Source organism: Pseudonocardia acidicola, from assembly GCF_012911935.1.
GTDB lineage: Bacteria > Actinomycetota > Actinomycetes > Mycobacteriales > Pseudonocardiaceae > Pseudonocardia > Pseudonocardia acidicola.
Genome location: NZ_JAAXLA010000073.1, coordinates 14,102 through 35,615 on the forward strand (window position 1 = coordinate 14,102; position 21,514 = coordinate 35,615).

The following is a 21,514-nucleotide window of genomic DNA, read 5'->3' on the forward strand; positions in this document are numbered from 1 at the left end:
GCGCGCGACCGTAGAGTGTGTACACCGCATTGCGCCAGATGGCACACCCGATACATCCATTGCGGCCCAACGTTTTCACCCTCGTGGTCGTTGGGCCGCAATGGATGTGGCGAAACATCGCGGGCCGTAGAATGCCCGCCGGGTCAGCCGATTGGGGCAGTGGTCGGCAGGCGGGACGGCCGAGCCGCCTCGTACGCCGCCACGTCGTCGGCGTGCCGCAGGGTGAGCCCGATGTCGTCGAGGCCCTCCAGCAGCCGCCAGCGGGTGTAGTCGTCGATCTCGAACGGGAACGTGAGGTCCTTGGCCTGCACGGTCTTCTCGTTCAGGTCGACCGTCACCTCGGTGCCCGGCTCGTTCTCCAGCAGCTTCCACAGCAGCTCGACGTCGGGCTGCGCGACCTGCGCCGCCACCAGGCCCTGCTTGCTGGAGTTGCCGCGGAAGATGTCGGCGAACCGGGAGGCGATGACCACCCGGAAGCCGTAGTCCATCAGCGCCCAGACGGCATGCTCGCGGGAGGACCCGGTGCCGAAGTCGGGGCCGGCCACCAGGACGCTGCCGCGGGAGAACGGCTCGACGTTGAGGATGAAGTTCTCGTCCTGGCGCCAGGCGGAGAACAGCCCGTCCTCGAACCCGGTGCGGGTGACCCGCTTCAGGTAGACCGCCGGGATGATCTGGTCGGTGTCCACGTTGGACCGGCGCAACGGAACGCCGATTCCGGTGTGGGTGCTGAACGGTTCCATCAGTCCAGGTCCTCCGGAGACGAGAGAGTGCCGCGGACGGCCGTCGCGGCCGCGACGAGCGGGGAGACGAGGTGGGTCCGGCCGCCCTTGCCCTGCCGGCCCTCGAAGTTCCGGTTCGACGTCGACGCGCTGCGCTCCCCGGGCGCCAGCTGGTCGGGGTTCATACCCAGGCACATCGAGCAGCCCGCCGAGCGCCACTCCGCACCGGCGTCGGTGAAGATCTTGTCCAGACCCTCCTCCTCGGCCTGGAAGCGCACCCGCATCGAGCCCGGCACCACGAGCATCCGCACCCCGTCGGCCACCGTGCGGCCGGTGAGGACGTTCGCGGCGGCCCGCAGGTCCTCGATCCGGCCGTTCGTGCAGGACCCGACGAACACGGTGTCCACCGCGACCTCGCGCAGCGGCGTGCCTGCCTCCAGGCCCATGTAGGTCAGCGCCTTCTCGGCGGCGAGCCGCTCGTTCTCGTCCGCGATGCGGGCCGGGTCCGGGACCCGCTCGCCCAGCGGTAGCCCCTGGCCGGGGTTGGTGCCCCAGGTGACGAACGGGGTCAGTGCGTCGGCGTCGATGGTGACCTCGGCGTCGAAGACCGCGTCGTCGTCGGTGCGCAGCTCCCGCCAGGCCGCCACGGCCTCGTCCCACTCCGCGCCCTTCGGGGCGTGGTCACGCCCCTTCAGATAGGCGAAGGTCGTCTCGTCGGGGGCGATCATGCCCGCCCGGGCGCCCGCCTCGATCGACATGTTGCAGACCGTCATCCGGGCCTCCATCGAGAGGTTCTCGATGACGTTGCCGCGGTACTCCAGGACGTAGCCCTGGCCGCCGCCGGTGCCGATCTGGGCGATCATCGCGAGCACCACGTCCTTGCTCGTGACGCCCGGGCGCAGCGTCCCGTCGGCGCTGTTGACGTTGATCGCCATCGTCTTGAACCGCTTGAGCGGCAGCGTCTGCGTGGCCAGCACGTGCTCGACCTCGGAGGTGCCGATACCCAAGGCCAGCGCGCCGAACGCGCCGTGGGTGGAGGTGTGGCTGTCACCGCAGACGACGGTCAGGCCGGGCTGGGTGAGCCCCAGCTGCGGGCCGACGACGTGCACGATGCCCTGCTCGGCGTGGTTCATCGGGTAGAGCGGGACGCCGAACTCCGCACAGTTGCGGCGCAGCGTCTCCACCTGGGTGCGCGACACCGGGTCGGCGATCGGCAGCTCGACGTCGGCGGTCGGGACGTTGTGGTCCTCGGTCGCGAGCGTGAGATCGGGCCGGCGCACCTGCCGGCCGGCGAGCCGCAGCCCGTCGAAGGCCTGCGGGCTGGTGACCTCGTGCACCAGGTGCAGGTCGATGTAGAGCAGATCCGGCTCGTTGCCCTCGCCCTGGCGGACCAGGTGGTTGTCCCAGACCTTCTCGGCCAGCGTGCGTCCCACCGCTGCCTCCCTCATGAAATATCGAGCACGTCCGCTCGCGCCCCGCGTGGTGGTGGACCTCCCAGATTCTGGGAAGCTAGTATCGAGGCGTGAGACAGTCTAGCGGCATCGGCGTGCTCGACAAGGCCGTGGGGGTGCTGCGAGCGGTAGCTGCCGAGCCGTGCGGGCTGTCCGAACTCTGCCAGCGCACCGGCCTCCCGCGAGCCACCGCCCACCGCCTCGCCGTCGGCCTGGAGGTGCACGGCCTGCTGCATCGCGGCGCCGACGGACGGTGGCGCCCCGGCCCCACGCTCGCCGAACTGGCCAACCGCAGCGGCGACCCGCTGCTCGAGGCCGCCGGCGTGGTGCTCCCCCGGCTGCGCGACATCACCGGCGAGAGCGTGCAGCTCTACCGTCGCGACGGCACCCACCGCATCTGCATCGCAACGGCCGAACCGGCCAGTGGCCTGCGCGACACCGTGCCGATCGGGACCCGGCTGCCGATGACCGCAGGCTCCGGGGCGAAGGTGCTCGCCGCATGGTCCGACCCGGCCACCCAGCGCGCCGTGCTCGCCGAGGCGACGTTCACCGAGCGGGTCCTGCTCGACGTGCGCCGCCGCGGCTGGGCGCAGAGCGTCGCCGAGCGCGAGTCCGGCGTGGCCAGCGTGTCCGCACCCGTACGCGACAGCGCCGGCCAGGTCGTCGCGGCCGTCTCGGTGTCCGGACCGGTGGAGCGGATCGGCCGCCGACCGGGCGCCCGCTGGGCCGCCGACCTGCTCGCCGCCGCGGAGGCCCTGCAGCATCGGCTCTGATCCCCGGCCCGGCCCGAACGGAGCATCACCGCAACGCTAACGTGACCTGCTGTCGGCTCGATGAACACGCAGAGTCGCCATACCAAGCACGCTCACGAAGACGGGTGACGATGAGCTACCTGCTCGGCATCGATGTCGGGACCACGCGCACCGCGGCGGCGATCAGCCAGCTGTCGGGCGGCCGTCCCGGTGAGACCGAGATCGTGAACCTGGGCGACCGGTCCACCGATGTGCCCTCGGTGTTGTTCGTGGCGCCGGATGGTGCGGTGGTGGTCGGGGAGGCCGCGGAGCGGCGGGCGCTGACCGATCCGGATCGCGTGGTGCGGGAGTTCAAGCGCCGGATCGGGGATCCGACGCCGGTGGTGGTGGCCGGGCGGGCGTGGGCGCCGGAGGAGCTCTCGGCGCGGTTGGTGCGCTGGGTGGTCGATCGGGTGGCCGAGCGCGAGGGGGGCCCGGCGGCGCGGATCGCGGTGACCCATCCGGCGTCGTGGGGGGCGCACAAGAAGGAGTTGCTGGCCGCTGCGCTGGCCGGGCAGGGGCTGGCGGTGACGTTTCTGGCCGAGCCGCAGGCCGCGGCGTTGCACTACGCGGCGGCCGAGCGGGTCGAGCCGGGCTCGACGATCGCGGTCTATGACCTGGGTGGGGGCACCTTCGACGCCGCGGTGGTGCGCAAGGACGCGGGCTTCGGGTTGCTGGGCCGGCCGGAGGGGCTGGAGCGCCTGGGTGGGGTGGATTTCGACGAGGTGGTGTTCGACCACGTCCGGGACGGGTTGCCGGAGGCGTTCGAGGGGCTGGACGAGGCGGATGCGGCGGTGCTGGCCGGGGTGGCCCGGGTGCGGCGGGAGTGCACCGAGGCCAAGGAGGCGTTGAGCGCGGACACCGAGGTGTCGGTGCCGGTGTTGTTGCCCGGGTCGCGGGGGGCGGTGCGGTTGCATCGCAGCGAGTTCGAGCAGATGATCCGCCCGCAGGTCGAGGAGACGGTGGCGGCGTTGCGCCGGGCGGTGGCCTCGGCCGGGTTGACCCCGGAGGGGCTCTCGGCGGTGCTGCTGGTGGGTGGGTCCTCGCGGATCCCGCTGGTGGCGCAGCTGGTCTCCGAGCAGTTGGGCCGGCCGGTCGCGGTGGACGCCGACCCGAAGAACGCCATCGCCAAGGGCGCCGTGCTGGCGCTCGCACCGCAGCAGACGGCCGCCCCGGCTGCCGGCGGCCGCCCGTCCGGGCCGTCGGGCCCCGACGGATTCCGGCCTACGGCCGCCGCGGTCGCGCCACCACCGCCCCCGCCGAAGAGCGGCCTCGGCGCGGCCGCCGCCGGCGCGGGCGCGGGCTTCCTGGCCGCGGCTGCCATGGGTCCCGACACCCGCGTGGCTCCCTACCGGGGCCCTGACTCCCCCACCACCGATCAACTGCCCGCCGTCATGGCGCGGGACGGTGACGCGGGCGCGGGACACGACCCGGCGCCCACCCGCTACGTCACCGACCGGCACGACGCCCCGCCGATGCGGTTCGCCCGGGAGGACGATCCGGGCTTCGACGACGAGCCCTACTACGACGACGAGCCCTACGAGCGCCCGCACCGCAAGATGCCCGTGTGGATGGTGGGCGTCGGTGGCGCGGTCGCAGCGGTCGGCGTCATCGCGGCGGTCCTGCTCTGGCCGCAGGAACCGGCGACCAGCGCGACCACCCAGATCCAGCCGGCCGCGCCGGTCCCGACGCCGACGGCCCCGGAGGCCGTCCCGTCGACCGGAGGCGCAGCACGGGAGGGCGTCACCGAGCCGCGGGCCACGCACGTGCCGCGGGCGAGCGAACCGGCACCGGCGCCGACGACGGCCGCGAAGCCGCCCGAGCCGGCACCGGCGACCACCCAGGCGGCCGCGCCGACCACGAAGCCGACGGCCCCGCCGACGACCACGCCACCGACGACACTTCTCCCGCCCCCGACCGGCGCCCCGCCGACGAAGCCCCTTGCGGCGGGTCACCGGTCCCACAACGGGCCGAAGACGGGTCCCCTCCCGGCGGCCTGACGGGCGGATCCCGCGTGCCGCCCGGCACGCCTGTGAATCGTGCCACGAATCGTGAGCGACGGCCCGGAGCGAGGGCACTGGCCGCCGCGATCATCAGCTCTCCACCATGGATCATGATGACGATCACATCGGGCCGGGGTCGCGACCCTCGCGCCGACGGTCGGCCCGGCGCCGAGTCCTCCGGATCAGCAGCCATGATGCCTGCCACACCACGGCCGGCGACGCACCCCGCACATGCGAAAGGGCCCCTCTTCGGATTTCCGAAGAGGGGCCCTTTCGGGTGTAGCCCCGACGGGATTTGAACCCGCGCTACCGCCTTGAGAGGGCGGCGTCCTAGGCCGCTAGACGACGGGGCCGCGGGAAACGCTTTCACGTTTCCGCTGGGGTACCAGGACTCGAACCTAGACTAACTGAACCAGAATCAGTCGTGCTGCCAATTACACCATACCCCAAGGGTTCACGTTCATCCGGGTCCCAGCTGGTGGATCCGCTGTCCGTGCCCTGCGAGAGATACTTTAGCGGACCCCTCTGGCGCGCTCCAAACCGGCCCCCACTCTGCGCAGCGACCGGTCCCTGCCCAGCAGTTCGATGGACTCGTAGAGCGGCGGAGACACCGTCCGCCCGCTCACCGCGACCCGCACCGGGGCGAAGGCCTTGCGCGGCTTGAGCCCCAGACCGTCGATGAGCGAGGCCTTCAGAGCGGCCTCGATCTCCGGCGCGGACCACTCGGTGAGCGCGTTCAGGCTGGTCAGAGCCGCTTCCAGGATCGGTGCGGCGTCGGGGCCGAGATTCTTCTCCGCGGCCTCGGGGTCCGGCGCGAAGCTCTTCTCGGACACGAAGAGGAAGCGGAGCATCCGGGCGGCGTCGGAGAGGACGACGCTGCGTTCCTGGACCAGCGGGGCCGCCGCGGAGATCAACGCGCGCTGCTCCTCGGTCGGGGTGCCGTCGATCACACCCTCGGCCTCGAGGTACGGCTCGACCCGGCGCGCGAAGTCCTCGACCGGCAGCGCCCGCAGGTGCGCGGAATTGATGGCCTCGGCCTTCTTGAGATCGAACCGGGCGGCGTTTCCGGACACCCGGGACACGTCGAACGCGGCGACCATTTCGTCGAGCGAGAACACGTCGCGGTCCTCGGCGATCGACCAGCCCAGCAGGGCCAGATAGTTGAGCAATCCCTCAGGCACGAAACCGCGCTCCCGGTAGAGGAACAGGTTCGACTGCGGGTCGCGCTTGGACAGCTTGCGGGCGCCCTCGCCGGTGACCAGCGGCAGGTGGGCGTAGACGGGGGCGCCGTGGCCGATGCCGATGCGCTGGAGCGCCTCGTAGAGGGCGATCTGCCGCGGGGTCGAGGAGAGCAGGTCCTCGCCGCGCAGGACGTGGGTGATCTCCTGCAGGGCGTCGTCGACCGGGTTGGTGAACGGGTAGAGCGGGGTGCCGTCGCCGCGCGCGAGCACGAAGTCGGGGACGGTGCCGGCGCGGAAAGTGACGTCGCCGCGGATGAGGTCGGTGAAGGTGACGTCGCGATCGGGCATCCGCAGCCGGTACACCGGCGCCCGGCCCTCGGCCCGGAAGGCCGCCTTCTGCTCCTCGGTGAGGTCGCGATCGGCGTTGTCGTAGCCGAGCTTGGGGTCGCGGCCGGCGGCGCGGTGCCGGGCCTCGATCTCCTCGGCGGTGGAGTAGGACTCGTACACCTCCCCCGCGTCGATCAGGCGGCGCAGCACGTCGGCGTAGATGTCCCCGCGCTCGCTCTGCCGGTACGGCCCGTGCGGGCCGCCGACCTCGGGGCCCTCGTCCCAGTCGAGCCCGAGCCAGCGCAGCGCGTCGAGGATCGCCTCGTAGGACTCGACGGAGTCGCGGTTGGCGTCGGTGTCCTCGATGCGGAAGACGAAGTCGCCGCCGTGGTGCCGGGCGTAGGCCCAGTTGAACAGCGCGGTGCGGACGAGGCCGACGTGCGGCGTGCCCGTCGGCGAGGGGCAGAACCGCACCCGAACCCGGGGCGAGGAGCTCAGGGACGCAGCAGAAGACGACACGTGGTACATGGTCCCCGTCGCCCGTCCGGGCCGCAGACCTGGCCCCCTGTCATTTCCGGGAGTATCTTTTCAACGCATGATGAACAACGAGCGCACGACGGTCTGCGTGGTCGGGGGCGGCCCGGCCGGGATGGTGCTCGGCCTGCTCCTGGCCCGCGCCGGGATCCAGGTGACCGTGCTGGAGAAGCACGCCGACTTCCTGCGCGACTTCCGCGGCGACACGGTCCACGCGTCCACCCTGACCCTGCTCGACGAGCTGGGCCTCGCAGAGCGCTTCGCGCAACTGCCGCAGCGTCGGATGGAGCGCATGACGGCGCAGCTCGACGGCGGCACCGCCCAGCTCAACGACCTGAGCCGGCTGCCCGGTGCCTACCGGTACATCGCGCTCGTCCCGCAGTGGGACTTCCTCGACCTGCTGGCCGACGTCGCCGCAGAGGAGCCGACGTTCACCCTGCGGCGCAACGCCGAGGTGGTCGGCCTGCGGCGCGTGGGCGGCCGGGTGACCGGCGTCCGGTACCGCGACCGGGGCGCGGGCACCGAGCACGAGCTCACCGCCGGGCTGACCGTCGGCTGCGACGGGCGCGACTCCGCGGTGCGCGAGGCCGCCGGGCTGACCCCGCGCGCGTTCGGGGTACCGATGGACGTCTGGTGGTTCCGGCTGCCGCGGCGCGCCGACGACCCCGCCGGCGCGGTGGGCCGGTTCTCCACCGGGCACTTCGCGATCATGATCGATCGCGGCGACTACTGGCAGTGCGGGTACCTGATCCGCAAGGGCTCCGACGCGGCGCTGCGTGCGGCGGGCATCGAGGAACTGCGCCGCCGGTTCGCCGCGCTGCTGCCGTGGATGGCCGACCGGGTCGACCGGCTCGCGAGCTGGGACGACGTCAAGCTGCTCAACGTGAAGCTGGAGCGGCTGCGCCACTGGTACGACGACGGGCTGCTGCTCATCGGTGACGCGGCCCACGCGATGTCCCCGGTCGGCGGGGTCGGGATCAACCTCGCCGTCGCCGACGCGGTGGCCACCGCCCGGCTGCTGGCCGCGCCGCTGCGCCGCACCGGACGGGTGCGTCGCGCCGACCTCCGCCGGGTGCAGCTGCGCCGCTGGTGGCCGACCGCGCTGATCCAGGCCGGGCAGCGCGGGCTGCACCGGGCGGTGCTGGGCCGGGCGCTGGCCGCCGATCCGACGGCGGTCCCGCCCCGCACCGGGCTGCCGCTGCCGATCCGGCTGCTGCAGCGGTTCCCCGTCCTGCAGGGCATCCCGGCCCGGCTGGTCGCGATCGGCCCGCTGCCCGAGCACGCGCCGCAGTGGGCGCGCCGCCCGGCGAGCTCCCCCGCTGCGCGCTGAGCAGCCTCGTCGCCGGCGTGATCAGGCTGCGGCGTGCGGGCCGGTGCGCCGCAGCGCCGCGTAGGCCAGGGCGTCGACCAGGGCCAGCCAGGACGCCTCGACGACGTTGCCGTGCACGCCGACCGTCGTCCACGCCCCGCCGTGGTCGGTGGACTCGACCAGCACCCGGGTGACCGCATCGGTGCCATGGCCCTCCGGGTGCTCCGCGGCGCCGCCGGGGGTGAGGATGCGGACCTTGAAGTCGGAGAGCTCCACCTTCTCCAGCCACGGACGCGACGGTGTCAGCGCGGCCCGCAGCGCCGCGTCGAGCGCGTTGACCGGGCCGTTGCCCTCCTGCGTCGCGATCATCCGGACGCCGTCGACGAGCACCTTCACGGTCGCCTCGGCGACCACGACGCCGTCGGCCCGGTGCTCGATGATCACCCGGTAGGACTCGAGGGTGAACGGCGGCGCGGCCTGTGATCCGTCGCCCAGGGCGGAGCGCATGATCAGCTCCAGGGACGCGTCGGCGGCCTCGAACGACCAGCCCTGCGCCTCCCGCTCCTTGACCGTCTGCACGACCTCGGAGACGACCTCGGGCCGGCCGGCCAGGTCCAGGCCGAGCTCGGCACCCTTGAGCTCGACGCTGGCCCGGCCGGCCATCTCGGTGACCAGCACCCGCTGCCCGTTGCCGACGACCGCGGGGTCCATGTGGTTGTACAGCTCGGGGTCGACCTTGATCGCACTCGCGTGCAGCCCCGCCTTGTGGGCGAACGCCGAGGCCCCGACATAGGCCTGGTGGGTGTCGGGGGCGATGTTGGCGATCTCCGCCAACGCGTGCGAGATCCGGGTCAGCTCGGCGAACGCGCCCTCCGGGAGGAGCGGCATGTCGAGCTTGGTCACGAGGTTCCCGACGACGGCGAACAGGTCGGCGTTGCCGGCCCGCTCCCCGTAGCCGTTGGCGGTGCACTGCACGTGCGTCGCCCCGGCCTGGACGGCGGCGACCGAGTTGCCCACCGCGCAGCCGGTGTCGTCCTGGCAGTGGATGCCGAGCCGGAAACCGGTGCGCCCGGCCACCTCGGCCACGACCTCGGCGATGCCCAGGGGCAGCATCCCGCCGTTGGTGTCGCACAGCACCGCGACGTCCGCGCCCGCCGTCACCGCCGCCTCCAGCACCCGCAGGGCGGTGTCCGGATCGAAGCGGTAGCCGTCGAAGAAGTGCTCGGCGTCGAGGAACACCCGTCGGCCCTCGCCGCGCAGGAACGACACGGTGTCGGACACCATCGCGCAGTTCTCGGCCACGTCGGTGCGCAGCGCCCGCTCGATGTGCCGGCGGTCGGACTTGGCCACCAGCGTCACAACCGGCGCCTGGGAGTCGAGCAGCGCGCGGACCTGCGGGTCGCGGTCCGCGGTCAGCCCGGCCCGCCGGGTCGAGCCGAACGCCACCAGGGCGGCATGCCGCAGTTGCAGCTCGCCCGCCGCGGCGCGGGCGAAGAACTCGGTGTCCTTGGGCAGCGCGCCCGGCCAGCCGCCCTCGATGTAGCCGACGCCCAGCGCATCCAGGTGCCGGGCGACCGCGAGCTTGTCGGCGACCGAGTAGCTGATGCCCTCGCGCTGGGCGCCGTCACGCAGTGTCGTGTCGTAGACGTGGAACGCGTCGCCGAGCGGGGTGCCTGCCGGCTCGGTCCGGGGCGCGGTGCGGGACATCGGGGGTCAACTCCTGCGTTACGGATGTGTCAGGGCAACAAAAAAGACCCCCCGCGGGTGCGAGAGGTCTGCGCGCCGGCCGTGGAGCTGTTAGCCGACGCGCCCGTCAATAATGATCATGCTGGCGAGGCGCACAGCGGGAGTTTCGCACGCGCCGTCCCGCGATGTCACACACGGCTCCCACATCATGAGAGGAAGGTGCCTGGGGGCTGTCGCCGAGCGGCCGCGCGAACCAAGATGAGCGCCGAGTCGGCGGACACCGTGGTCCGCCGACCGCCCGACTGAAGGGGCCGCGCCTTGTACCAGGTCACCGTGCTCTACAACCCGCCCGCCGACGCCGCCGCGTTCGACAAGCACTACCGCGAGGTGCACGCGCCGCTGGCCGCCAAGATCCCCGGTGTGAAGAGCTACACGATGAGCTGGGGCGCGCCCGGCCCGGACGGCAGCCCACCGCCGTACCACCTGATCGCGGTGCTCACCTTCGACTCGGCCGAGGAATTCGCCGCCGGTTTCGGCGGCCCCGAGGGCCAGGCCGCGCAGAACGACCTCGCCAACTTCGCCCAGGCCGGCGTGACGATCATCACCGGCGAGGCCGAGGTCGTCGTCTAGCCCAGCCCCGGCCCCGTTTGTCACGAACGGCACTTTCGTTCAAACCTAGTGAACGAAAGTGCCGTTCGTGACATTTTTTGGGGGGGTTACGAGGGAGCGGTCAGCGCGGGTCGGACGAGGCGGCCGCCGACGGGGAGGGCGTGCCCTGGCGGCTCACCAGTGCGGCCAGCCGGTCGCCGATGGACTGGGTGTGCCCGGTGGCGCTGTGGTCGCGAGTGGCCAGGTCGAAGGCCACCGCGGCCTCGATCCGGCGAGCCGCGTCGGCGTTGCCCAGGTGGTCGAGCAGCAGCGCGACCGAGAGCACCGCGGCGGTCGGGTCGGCGATGCCCTGCCCGGCGATGTCCGGGGCGCTGCCGTGCACCGGCTCGAACATGCTCGGGTTGCACCCGCTGGCGTCGAGGTTGCCGCTGGCGGCGAGCCCGATGCCGCCGGTCACCGCGGCCGCGAGGTCGGTGAGGATGTCGCCGAACAGGTTGTCGGTGACGATCACGTCGTAGCGACCGGGGTCGGTGACCATGTGGATGGTCGCCGCGTCGACGTGCTGGTAGGCCACCGAGACGTCGGGGTGCTCGAGCGAGACCTCCTCGACGATCCGCGACCACAGCGCGCCGGCGAAGGTCAGCACGTTGGTCTTGTGCACCAGCGTGAGGTGCTTGCGCGGGCGGCGCTCCGCGCGGGCGAACGCGTCCCGGACGACCCGCTCCACGCCGAACGCGGTGTTGGTGCTGACCTCGGTGGCGATCTCGTGCGGGGTGTCCTTGCGCAGCAGGCCGCCGGTGCCGACGTAGGGGCCCTCGGTGCCCTCCCGGACCACGACCATGTCGATCTCGGGGTTGCCCGCCAGCGGACCCCGCACACCCGGGTAGAGCCGGGCCGGGCGCAGGTTCACGTGGTGGTCGAGCTCGAAGCGCAGCCGCAGCAGCAGGCCGCGCTCGAGGATCCCGCTGGGCACCGACGGGTCACCGACCGCCCCGAGCAGGATCGCGTCGTGCTCCTTCAGCTCGCTGAGCACCGACTCGGGCAGCAGCTCGCCGGTGGAGTGCCAGCGCGCGGCGCCCAGGTCGTAGGTCGTGGTCTGGACGCCGGGAGATACCTCGTTGAGGACCTTCAGCGCCTCGTCGATGACCTCCGGCCCGATGCCGTCGCCGGGAATGACCGCAAGGCGCATTTCGTTCAGTTCCTCTCTCCCAAAGTCGTCGCCGAACGCTACCCGCTGCGGCGCCGCCCGATTGTCGCCGTCCACTCCTTCGAGGTCACCCGGGATGGTGAAACTCGTGCCGCTGCGCCCGTGGCGGCCCCGCAACGGCCTCCGCAGGAGCGCGACACACCCCCGAGCGGGTCGATTCTGCGCTCAGCTCCCGGAAGCAGGTGCGGCGGGGGCGCCGGGGGTGCCGCCGGATCCGCCGACCACGGCGACCCGGTTACCGGACGCGTTCTGGCCCAGCACCACCAGCAGCGGGCGGCCGGTGTCGTTCAGGACGAGCGCGGTGCCGCCGGCAGCCGGCCGGGTCAGCGCCGCCGCGCCGGCGCCGTCCGGTGGCCCGACCACCAGGCCGGGGTTCAGCGGATCGAAGCGGGCGGGGGCACCCATCTCGTCCACCAGCCCGCCGGGCGCCTCGGGCGGCCCGTAGTCGCCGCGCACCGCGACGGTGAACGACAGCGGCGCCGACGCCGCCGACGGGTCGATCCCCAGCGCGGACAGCCGGACCGGCAGCACCCAGGCGTCGGTGTCGAAGACGTTCGTGTCGGTGTCGCCGAAGTACCCGTTGACCGGCTCGACGTCGACCTGCGCGAAGCCGGACCCGTCGGGCATCGGCTCGTGCAGGTTCACCGTGCGGGCCACCAGGACGTCGGTGCCCGGCAGTTTGGTCAGCGCGGTGGCGAAATCGGGCCTGCCGTCGCCGTCGACGTCGATGTCCACGATCGGCTGGGTCGTGCTGCCGACGTTGTCGAGGTCGGCCCAGGTGGCGATCGCGAAGCCCAGCACGGCCTGGTCCGGGGTGCCGGCGGCGCGGGCGGCGGGCGCGGTCGAGGTCACCCCGATGTAGCGCAGGTCGCCGCCGCGGCCGGTCGCGTTGGCGACGCAGTCCTGGGTCGCGTTCTGCGTGCACAACGGCAGCTCGGGGCTGGTCGCGGCGAGCTCGAACACCCCGACGCGGGAGCGGTAGGCCTGCGTCCCGGCGCCCTGGTCGACGCCGGTCCCGCCGAGCACCAGCCGGTTGCCGGTCAGCTGCGCCGTCAGCATCGAGACCGGTTTGGGGGCCGCCGACACCGGCACCCGCAGCGTGCTCGCCGCCGCACCCGGGGGCAGATCGGCCGGGGTGAACACGATCCGGCCCGACGCGTCGCTCAGGTACTGCCGGGCCTCGCCGTCCTGCTTCATCGCCAGCGTCGGGTCAGGGGTGCGGCGCAGCGCGGCCGGGTCGTCGACGCGCAGCCGCACGTCGACCAGCGCACTGCCGGCCGGCGGGACGACGACCCGCGCCGGCGACACCTCGATGCGTACGCCGGGCATCTCGGTGACCGGTTCGTAGCGGGCATCGAGTACCGCCGGCAGCAGGCCGGTGTTGCTGACCCGGACGCGCTCGGTGCGGATCAGCCCGGCGCCCGGCGGCACCTCCACCGTCCCGAACGTCACGCTCACCGCCCCGGGCTGGTCGGCGGCCATCGCGAGCAGCGACGTGCCCACAGCGGCCCGGGCGTCCACCCGGCCGGCGCCCACCCGCATCGGCGACATCAGCGGACCGCTGTGGTTCTCCCCCGCGTGGACGTCGCCGTCGGCGGTGTTCATGATCGCCGCCTTGAGCTGCTCCGGGGTCCAGTCCGGGTGTGTCTGGTGGACGAGCGCGGCGACCCCTGCCACGAAGGGGCTGGCCATCGAGGTGCCCGACAGCACCTTGCGGCCGTCGCCGGTGCCCACCGCCGCCGAGACGATGGACTCCCCGGGCGCGGCCACGTCCGGCTTGACGGTCGGTTCGTGCACCCCGCGCGAGGTGCTGGTGCTCGGGGTGTCCTCGATCTGCGGGACCTGGGTGGGCACCGAATCGGCCAGCGTCCCGGCCATCCGGACCCGCAGCGTGCCGGCCGCCAGCGCGGGCCGCAGCGCGTCGGAGGCCGGGCCGGTCAGCCGGAACATCGGGATGTCGGCGTTGCCCGCGATCGCCACCGAGCCGAAGTCGGCCTTCCCGGAGCTGAGCAGGACCCCGGCCGCCCCGGCTGCGTGCGCGTGAACCGCCCGGGGCGCCGACCCGCATGCCCGGGCGGCGTCGTCGTCGGCCCAGGACAGCCAGACGATCGCCCCGCGGACCCGGGCCGCGTCCGCCGCGGAGTAGTCCTTGCAGCCGTCGGCGTTGTCCGGTGACAGCGCGACGACCCCCGCGGACAGGTTCAGATCGGCGTAGCGCCGGTAGTCGATGCTGTACTGCCCCGGCTGGACGCCGAGGCCACCCGGAGCGAGCACCTCGACGCCGTCGTGCAGCACGCCGGCATCGCGGATGTTCGCGACCGCGAGCGCGTCCGGGCTGTTGCCCGGATAGCCGCCGGCGTCGTAGACGTCGCCGGCGTTGCCCGCGGCCGCGACCACCAGCACGCCGTGCTCGGTCAGCTTGGCCACGAAGTCGTTGATCGGGTCGTCGACCGCCCCGAAGCTGGTGCCCAGCGACAGGTTGACGATGTCGAGCCGGTCGGAGAAGTCGCCGTCGCCGTCGGGGTCGAGCGCGCGGTCCAGGCCGAGCACGGTCAGTGCGGTCGAGCCCTCGCAGCCGAACACCTTGATCGCGTAGAGCGACGCCTCGGGCGCCACCCCCGGCCCGATCCGCATCGCGTCGAGCTTGCCCGGGGTGAGCGAGCCGTAGTCGCCGCGGAAGGTGCTGCCGTCGGTGTTCACGCCGTAACCCGCGGCGGTCCCGGCGACGTGCGTGCCGTGGCCCTCGCAGTCCATCGGGTCGGGGTCCGGGTGCGGGACGGTCCGTGCCGGGTCGGGGCTGTCCGCGTCGTAGTCGTCGCCGGCCAGGTCGACACCACCGACGACCTTCGGGGTCGGGAAGTACTTCGGGTCGACCTTCGTGTGGTCGATCGCGTCGTAGGCCTGTTTCGTTCCGGGGCCGCCGAAGTCGGCGTGGGTGTAGTCGATGCCGGTGTCGATGATGCCGATCCGGACGCCGTCGCCGAACCGCCCGGTCTGCTGCCAGGCCTGCAGCGCGCGGCCGAGCTGATCGCCGCTGGAGTTGTCCGGCCGGACCAGGGAGAGCCTGCGGACCGAGCGCACGTCGCTGCGTGCGGCCAGCTCCCGGGCGGTGGCGGCGTCCACCCGCACGGCCACCCCGGCGACGGCGTTGCTGGTGCGGAACAGCTCCCGTTCCCCCTCGGCGCCGTGCAGCTGCGACAGCAGGTCGTCGGTCATCCGGGCGATCTGCGCGCGGGCGTCGGCGGCGGCGCGCCGGGCGATCGCCGGGCCGCGCGCGAGCAGCGCGCTGTACTCGTCGATCGCGGCAGGCCGGTCGAACTCGACGAAGACCGTCGCCGGGCCGCTGGCGGTGCGCAGCGTGGGATCGAGCCGCGGCGCGGCCTCGGCCACCGGGGCCGGCGCCGGTGCGGCCGGAGCCGCCTGCGCACTGGTCGGCGTCGTGCCCGCTGTCGAGAGCAGCAGGGCCGCCACCAGTCCGACCGTCGCGACCACCCTGCACCAGCGCGGTCGCGCCACCCGGTCATCCCCCTCGCCGAGCCGGCCCGTCCGGCCTCGCTGGGGGGAACCTAGGGGATGCGCGGGCGGTGACAGCGGCCTGCGCGCCGCCCTACTCGATCGAGCGAGCGCAGATCACCCGTCCGACGAGCGGCGCCGGCGGGGCAGCAGCCGGGCGGGAGCTGGAGCTCCTCGCCGGACAGCAGCGGCTCGAAGGCCTCCGAGCCCGCGTAGATCGGGCTCAGGTCCCCCCGGTACGGCGGCCGGTAGCCGGCCGCGCGCGGATCGCGCGCGACCGGGCCGGGCCTCAGTCGTCGAAGGAGATCAATCGGGTGGTCCTGGCCCCGACCGAGGCGCCGATCGGCTCCAGCACCGCCGGGTCCACGGGGCGGTCGACCCGCAGCAGCATGATCGCGTCGGTGCCGTCGGTGGTCTGGCTGATCTGCGCGGCCTCGATGTTGATCGCGGCCTCGCCGAGCAGCGAACCGACGCGGCCCATCACGCCCGGCCGGTCCGCGTACTCGAGCAGCACGACCTCGCCCTCGGCGCGCAGGTCGAAGTGCCGGCCGTTGACCTCGACGAGCTTCTCCACCTGCGCCCGGCCGGTCAGGGTGCCGGACACGGTGATCGACTCGCCGTCGGGCATCGCGCCGCGCAGCTGGACCACGCTGCGGTGGTTCTCGCTCTCCGGGGCGGTGGTCAGCTCCACCGACACGCCGCGCTCGGCAGCCAGCGCCGGAACGTTCACGAAGGTGACCTGGTCCTCGACGACGTGGGTGAACACCCCGCGCAGGGCCGCGAGGGAGAGCACCGAGACGTCCTCGGAGGCGAGCTCACCGGCGACGTCGACCGTGACCGAGGTCGGGACCCGGCCGGCGACGGCGTGCAGCACGGTGCCCAGCTTCTGGACGAGCGGCAGCCACGGCCGCACCTCCTCGCCGACCACACCGTCGATCTGCACGTTGACGGCGTCCGGGACGAACTCTCCGGCCAGCGCGAGCTGCACGGAGCGGGCCACGTCGGTGCCGGCGCGGTCCTGCGCCTCGTCGGTGGAGGCGCCCAGGTGCGGGGTGACGACGACGTTGGGCAGCTCGAACAGCGGGCTGGAGGTGGTCGGCTCGGTGACGTAGACGTCGATGCCGGCGCCGCCGACGTGGCCGCTGCGCACGGCGTCGGCCAGCGCGTCCTCGTCGATCAGGCCGCCGCGGGCGGCGTTGACGATCAGCACGCCCGGCTTGGTCATGGCGAGCTGGTCCTTGCCGATCAGGCCCAGCGTCTCCGGGGTCTTCGGCAGGTGGATCGAGATGGCGTCGGCGCGGCGGAGCAGGTCCTCCAGGGAGACCAGCTCGATGCCCAGCTGGGCGGCGCGGGCCGGGGCCACGTACGGGTCGTAGGCGATCAGCTCGGTGCCGAACGCCGCGAGCCGCTGCGCGACCAACTGGCCGATCTTGCCGAGGCCGACGACGCCGACGACCTTGCCGTTGAGCTCGACGCCGGTGTAGGCGCTGCGCTTCCAGGCCCCGCCGCGCAGGCTGGCGTCGGCGGCCGGGATGTGCCGGGCGACGGCGAGCAGCAGCGCGACGGCGTGCTCGGCGGCGGAGACGATGTTGGAGGTCGGGGCGTTGACGACCATGACACCCCGCGCGGTGGCGGCCGGGACGTCGACGTTGTCGAGCCCGACGCCCGCGCGGGCGACGACCTTCAGCCGGGTGGACGCGGCGAGGGCCTCGGCGTCGACCTTGGTCGCGGACCGGACGAGCAGCGCGTCGGCGTCGGCGATCGCCGCGAGCAGCGCCGGGCGGTCGGTGCCGTCGACGTGACGGATCTCGACATCATCACCGAGCAGCGCCACCGCGGAGGGCGCGAGCTTCTCGGCGAGCAGGACGACGGGGCGGGTCTGGTCGTTGGCTGAGACGCTGGTGCTCACGGTGCTGCGGTGCTCCCGGGATCGGGTCGGCCGGGTCGGAGGCCTCGGGTTCGTGCCGGACGGCCGCCATCGTAGTTGCGCGGCCGGGCCGGGCTGCAGGGGTGTGAGCAGCGAGATGCCCCCGTTGCATCGCAAACCGGCGAAACGCCCGGTCCTGCGCACACCCTTGGAACACACGAACGGCACTTTCGTTCAATAGGTTTGAACGAAAGTGCCGTTCGTGAGAACCGCGAGCGGAGCGCCCCGCCGGGGCGCGGCCGATCAGGTGGCCTTGTTGCCCACCCAGCTCATCAGGCCGCGCAGCTTCTCGCCGACCTGCTCGATCGGGTGCTCGACACCCTCCTTCTGCAGGCGGGTGAAGTTCGGCCGGCCGTTCTCGTCCTCGGCCACCCATTCCTGCGCGAAACGCCCGTCCTGGATCTCGCCCAGGATCTTGCGCATCTCGTCCTTGACCGCGGGGGTGATGACGCGCGGGCCCCGGGTCAGGTCGCCGTACTCGGCGGTGTCGGAGATGGAGAAGCGCTCGTTGGCGATGCCGCCCTCGTACATCAGGTCGACGATCAGCTTGAGCTCGTGCAGGCACTCGAAGTACGCGATCTCCGGGGCGTAGCCCGCCTCGGTGAGCACCTCGAACCCGGTCTGGACCAGCGCCGCCGCGCCACCGCAGAGGACGGCCTGCTCACCGAACAGGTCGGTCTCGGTCTCCTCCTTGAAGGTGGTCTCGATGACCCCGGCCCGGCCCGCTCCGATGCCCGCGGCGTAGGAGAGCGCGAGCGCCTTGGCGTTGCCCGACGCGTCCTGCTCGACGGCGATCAGGGCCGGCACGCCCTTGCCGTCGACGAACTGGCGGCGGACCAGGTGGCCCGGGCCCTTCGGGGCGACCATGGCGACGTCGACGTCCGACGGCGGCTTGATCAGGTCGTAGCGGATGTTGAAGCCGTGCCCGAAGAACAGCGCGTCGCCGCTGCGCAGGTTGGGCGCGATGTCCTCGGCGTAGATGAAGCGCTGCTTGGTGTCGGGCGCCAGGATCATGATCAGGTCGGCCTCGGCGGCAGCCTCGGCCGGCGTCACCACCCGCAGCCCCTCCTCGGCGGCCTTGGCCCGGCTCTTGGAGCCCTCGGGCAGGCCGATCCGCACGTCGACGCCCGAGTCGCGCAGGCTCAGCGCGTGCGCGTGGCCCTGACTGCCGTAGCCGATCACCGCGACCTTGCGGCCTTGGATGATCGACAGATCGGCGTCGTCGTCGTAGTAGATGTTCACGCTCATGACGGGTGGTACGTCCTCTCGGAAGTGAGGTCTTACGCGAAGAGTTACTAGCGGACGGTGGCCGCGGTGATGGAGCGGGGGCCGCGGCCGACCGCCACCATCCCGGACTGCACCATCTCGCGGATGCCGTAGGGCTCGAGCATCCGCAGCAGCGCGCCGAGCTTGTCCGCGGTGCCGGTGGCCTCGATCGTGAGCGCCTCGGGCGCCACGTCGACGACCTTGGCCCGGAACAGCTGCACGGTCTCGAGCACGGAGCTGCGCACCCCGGCGTCGGCCCGCACCTTGACCAGCAGCAGCTCGCGCTGCACCGAGGCCATCGGTTCCAGCTCGACGATCTTGATGACGTTGACGAGCTTGTTGAGCTGCTTCGTGACCTGCTCGAGCGGGAACTCGTCGACGGCGACGACGATCGTCATCCGCGACACGTCCGGGTGCTCGGTCGGCCCGACGGCCAGCGACTCGATGTTGAATCCGCGCCGGGAGAACAGGCCCGACACCCGGGCCAGGACACCGGGCTTGTCCTCGACGAGGACCGACAGGGTGTGCTTCTCCATCACGCCTTCTCCTGGGAGCCGAGGGCCTCGGCGGTGACCGCGGCGATCTCGTCGACGTCGGCCGCGAGCTCGTCGCTGTCGAACAGCGGACGGATGTTGCGGGCCGCCATCACCTCGTCGTTGCCGGTGCCGGCGGCGACCATCGGCCACACCTGGGCATCGGCACCGACCACGAAGTCGATCACGACGGGCTGGTCGTTGATCTCCATCGCCTGTCTGATGACCCGGTCGACGTCGTCCTTGGACTCGGCGCGCAGCCCGACGCAGCCCATCGCCTCGGCGAGCAGCTTGAAGTCGGGGATGCGGTGCTTGTGCGTGCCCAGGTCGGTGTTGGAGTACCGCTCCGAGTAGAAGAGGTTCTGCCACTGCCGGACCATGCCCAGGTTGCCGTTGTTGATCACGGCGACCTTGATCGGGATGCCCTCGATCGCGCAAGTGGCGAGCTCCTGGTTGGTCATCTGGAAGCAACCGTCACCGTCGATGGCCCAGATCACGTCGCCCGGGCGGGCCATCTTCGCGCCCATCGCGGCCGGCACCGCGAAGCCCATCGTGCCGAGCCCGCCGGAGTTCAGCCACGACCGCGGCTTCTCGTAGGAGATGAACTGCGCGGCCCACATCTGGTGCTGGCCGACACCCGCGACGTACACCGCGTCCGGGCCGGCGATCCGGCCGATCCGCTCGATGACGTACTGCGGGGACAGCGCCCCGTCGTCGGGCCAGTCGTAACCCAGCGGGAAGGTCGTGCGGTACTCGTCGAGCTGGGCCCACCACGCGGTGAGGTCGGCGGCCGGCCGGTCCGCCCGCTCGGCGCGCACCGCGTCGATCAGCTCGGTGATGACCTCCTTGCAGTCGCCCACGATCGGGACGTCCGCGCGGCGGTTCTTCGAGATCTCCGCCGGATCGATGTCGGCGTGCACCACCGCGGCGTGCGGGGCGAAGCTCTCGAGCTGCCCGGTCACCCGGTCGTCGAACCGCGAGCCGAGCGCGACCAGCAGGTCGGCCTTCTGCATCGCGGCCACCGCAGCCACCGTGCCGTGCATGCCGGGCATGCCGACGTGCTGCTGGTGGCTGTCCGGGAACGCGCCGCGCGCCATCAGCGTGGTGACGACCGGGATCCCGGTCAGCTCGGCGAGCTCGAGGAGCTCCGCGGACGCCTCCGCCTTGAGCACGCCGCCGCCGACGTAGAGCACCGGGCGCTTCGCCGAGTGGATCAGCTTGGCGGCCTCGCGGATCTGCTTGCCGTGCGGCCGGGTCGTCGGCCGGTAGCCGGGCAGCTTCAGCTCCGGGGGCCAGGAGAACGTGGTCTGCTCCTGCAGGACGTCCTTGGGGATGTCCACCAGGACCGGGCCGGGTCGGCCCGTGGACGCCAGGTGGAAGGCCTCGGCGATCGCGCGCGGGATCTCCGCCGGGTCCGTGACCAGCATGTTGTGCTTGGTGACCGGCATGGTGATGCCGGTGATGTCGGCTTCCTGGAACGCGTCGGTGCCGATCAGGCCCCGGGTCTGCTGCCCGGTGATGGCCACGACCGGGATCGAGTCCATGTGCGCGTCCGCCAGCGGGGTGACCAGATTGGTCGCGCCCGGGCCCGAGGTCGCCATGCAGACGCCGACCTTGCCGGTGGCCTGGGCGTACCCGGTGGCCGCGTGGCCGCCGCCCTGCTCGTGGCGGACCAGCACGTGCCGGACGCGCGTGGAGTCCAGCAGCGGGTCGTAGGCAGGCAGGATCGTCCCGCCGGGGATACCGAAGACGACCTCGCAGCCGATCTCTTCGAGCGAGCGGACGAGCGACTGTGCGCCCGTCATCGGCTCCTGGTCGATCCGCGGCCCGGCCGGGGTGCCGGTGGCGGTCGGCGACCCGGTACGGCCCGGCGGCGGTGCCGGCTTCGGTCCGGGAGGTCCGGGGACCGGGCCGGAACGGGGCGTTGCGGTGGTCATCTGGGTCAGCCTCGCGTGAGAGTGGAGTCCGGACATGAAAAAACCCCCGACCGCCGGGCTACGGCGGAGCGAGGGTGGCGCGTCGACGGCCGAGTACTCAGCAGACTCAGGCGTCAGACGCGCCTGCGAAGTACGAGAATTCGGTCGAGGGACATGGCCGCGACGCTAGCCCCCCGTCCGCCGGACCGTCAACACGGTGAGACAGCGCTCCCGGATCGTGGGAGAAGCGTCACGTCGTCGTGGGATGCCGCGGTCGGCGCACGCACTCCTGGCGCCCGGGCCGCCGCGGTCGCCGGGTAGCAGGCACGAACACCACGCGCCCGCCCCCGCGCACGATGCGACGATGGTCGCCGTGACCGCGGTTCCCGACCAGCCCGCCGACGACACCGCTGACGCCGGCGGCAACGAGCACGGCGGCCGACGCGGCCGATCAGTCGACGTCGAGCAGACCCTCGGGCGGGGTGAGCACGATCCGGCCGCCGTCCAGGTCGACGGTGGGGACGATGGCCAGCACGAACGGC

The 21,514-nt window shown here is 72.6% G+C and carries 14 protein-coding genes, 2 tRNA genes and 1 pseudogene; 4 read left to right on the top strand and 13 right to left on the bottom strand.

Annotation, left to right across the window (positions count from 1 at the left end):
• Positions 1–143: 143 nt before the first annotated feature.
• A complete protein-coding gene (gene leuD / locus HF526_RS27825) occupies positions 144–740 on the bottom strand; it encodes a 3-isopropylmalate dehydratase small subunit (protein ID WP_169384547.1) in 597 nt (198 codons plus the stop codon).
• On the bottom strand, positions 740–2,152 hold the full coding sequence (gene leuC, locus HF526_RS27830) for a 3-isopropylmalate dehydratase large subunit (protein ID WP_338051803.1): 1,413 nt from the start codon (positions 2,150–2,152) through the stop codon (positions 740–742). The genes leuD and leuC overlap by 1 nt, the downstream gene beginning before the upstream one ends.
• 89 nt (positions 2,153–2,241) lie before the next feature.
• Here leuC and HF526_RS27835 point away from each other — a divergent pair, with 89 nt between their 5' ends.
• Positions 2,242–2,943 (top strand): IclR family transcriptional regulator domain-containing protein, encoded by a 702-nt coding sequence (locus HF526_RS27835; protein WP_169384549.1) that lies wholly within the window; start codon positions 2,242–2,244, stop codon positions 2,941–2,943.
• Positions 2,944–3,053: 110 nt separating this feature from the next.
• Positions 3,054–4,961 carry an Hsp70 family protein gene (locus tag HF526_RS27840; protein WP_169384563.1) on the top strand — a complete coding sequence of 636 codons (1,908 nt, stop codon included), beginning with the start codon at positions 3,054–3,056 and terminating at the stop codon, positions 4,959–4,961.
• Between the two features lie 283 nt (positions 4,962–5,244).
• On the opposite strand, the gene HF526_RS27845 is transcribed toward HF526_RS27840, so the two are convergent.
• The 3 genes from HF526_RS27845 to gltX form a co-directional block, all read right to left on the bottom strand.
• Positions 5,245–5,317, bottom strand: a tRNA-Glu gene (locus HF526_RS27845).
• A gap of 24 nt (positions 5,318–5,341) precedes the next feature.
• Positions 5,342–5,413 (bottom strand) — tRNA-Gln (locus HF526_RS27850).
• Between the two features lie 63 nt (positions 5,414–5,476).
• Positions 5,477–6,991 (bottom strand): glutamate--tRNA ligase, encoded by a 1,515-nt coding sequence (gltX, locus tag HF526_RS27855; RefSeq protein WP_338051804.1) that lies wholly within the window; start codon positions 6,989–6,991, stop codon positions 5,477–5,479.
• A gap of 76 nt (positions 6,992–7,067) precedes the next feature.
• Between gltX and HF526_RS27860 the strand changes: the two genes are divergently transcribed.
• Positions 7,068–8,336, top strand: a complete 1,269-nt coding sequence (locus tag HF526_RS27860; protein ID WP_169384551.1) for an FAD-dependent oxidoreductase — start codon at positions 7,068–7,070, stop codon at positions 8,334–8,336.
• A 21-nt stretch (positions 8,337–8,357) separates the two neighbouring features.
• Here HF526_RS27860 and cimA read toward each other — a convergent pair whose 3' ends face one another.
• Complete coding sequence (gene cimA / locus HF526_RS27865; RefSeq protein WP_169384552.1) at positions 8,358–10,022, bottom strand: citramalate synthase; 1,665 nt, start codon at positions 10,020–10,022, stop codon at positions 8,358–8,360.
• A 297-nt stretch (positions 10,023–10,319) separates the two neighbouring features.
• On the opposite strand from cimA, the gene HF526_RS27870 reads away from it, so the two are divergent.
• Positions 10,320–10,631: an EthD family reductase gene (locus tag HF526_RS27870; RefSeq protein ID WP_169384553.1), complete on the top strand. Its 312-nt coding sequence runs from the start codon at positions 10,320–10,322 to the stop codon at positions 10,629–10,631.
• Positions 10,632–10,731: 100 nt separating this feature from the next.
• Here the strand turns inward: HF526_RS27870 and HF526_RS27875 are convergent, their stop codons facing one another.
• From HF526_RS27875 to HF526_RS35795, 7 genes and pseudogenes are all read right to left on the bottom strand, one after another.
• Positions 10,732–11,799: a 3-isopropylmalate dehydrogenase gene (locus tag HF526_RS27875; protein WP_169384554.1), complete on the bottom strand. Its 1,068-nt coding sequence runs from the start codon at positions 11,797–11,799 to the stop codon at positions 10,732–10,734.
• A 183-nt stretch (positions 11,800–11,982) separates the two neighbouring features.
• Positions 11,983–15,333: a S8 family serine peptidase gene (locus HF526_RS27880; RefSeq protein ID WP_169384555.1), complete on the bottom strand. Its 3,351-nt coding sequence runs from the start codon at positions 15,331–15,333 to the stop codon at positions 11,983–11,985.
• A gap of 286 nt (positions 15,334–15,619) precedes the next feature.
• Positions 15,620–17,239 carry a phosphoglycerate dehydrogenase gene (serA, locus tag HF526_RS27885; protein WP_169384556.1) on the bottom strand — a complete coding sequence of 540 codons (1,620 nt, stop codon included), beginning with the start codon at positions 17,237–17,239 and terminating at the stop codon, positions 15,620–15,622.
• Between the two features lie 261 nt (positions 17,240–17,500).
• The gene (ilvC, locus tag HF526_RS27890; RefSeq protein WP_169384557.1) at positions 17,501–18,505 is read right to left on the bottom strand and encodes a ketol-acid reductoisomerase; all 1,005 of its coding nucleotides are present in this window, start codon (positions 18,503–18,505) and stop codon (positions 17,501–17,503) included.
• Between the two features lie 47 nt (positions 18,506–18,552).
• Positions 18,553–19,059: an acetolactate synthase small subunit gene (gene ilvN / locus HF526_RS27895; protein WP_169384558.1), complete on the bottom strand. Its 507-nt coding sequence runs from the start codon at positions 19,057–19,059 to the stop codon at positions 18,553–18,555.
• Positions 19,059–20,993 (bottom strand): acetolactate synthase large subunit, encoded by a 1,935-nt coding sequence (locus HF526_RS27900; protein ID WP_169384559.1) that lies wholly within the window; start codon positions 20,991–20,993, stop codon positions 19,059–19,061. The genes ilvN and HF526_RS27900 overlap by 1 nt, the downstream gene beginning before the upstream one ends.
• A gap of 430 nt (positions 20,994–21,423) precedes the next feature.
• Positions 21,424–21,514: pseudogene (locus HF526_RS35795) on the bottom strand (ribosome maturation factor RimM); the annotation flags it as partial.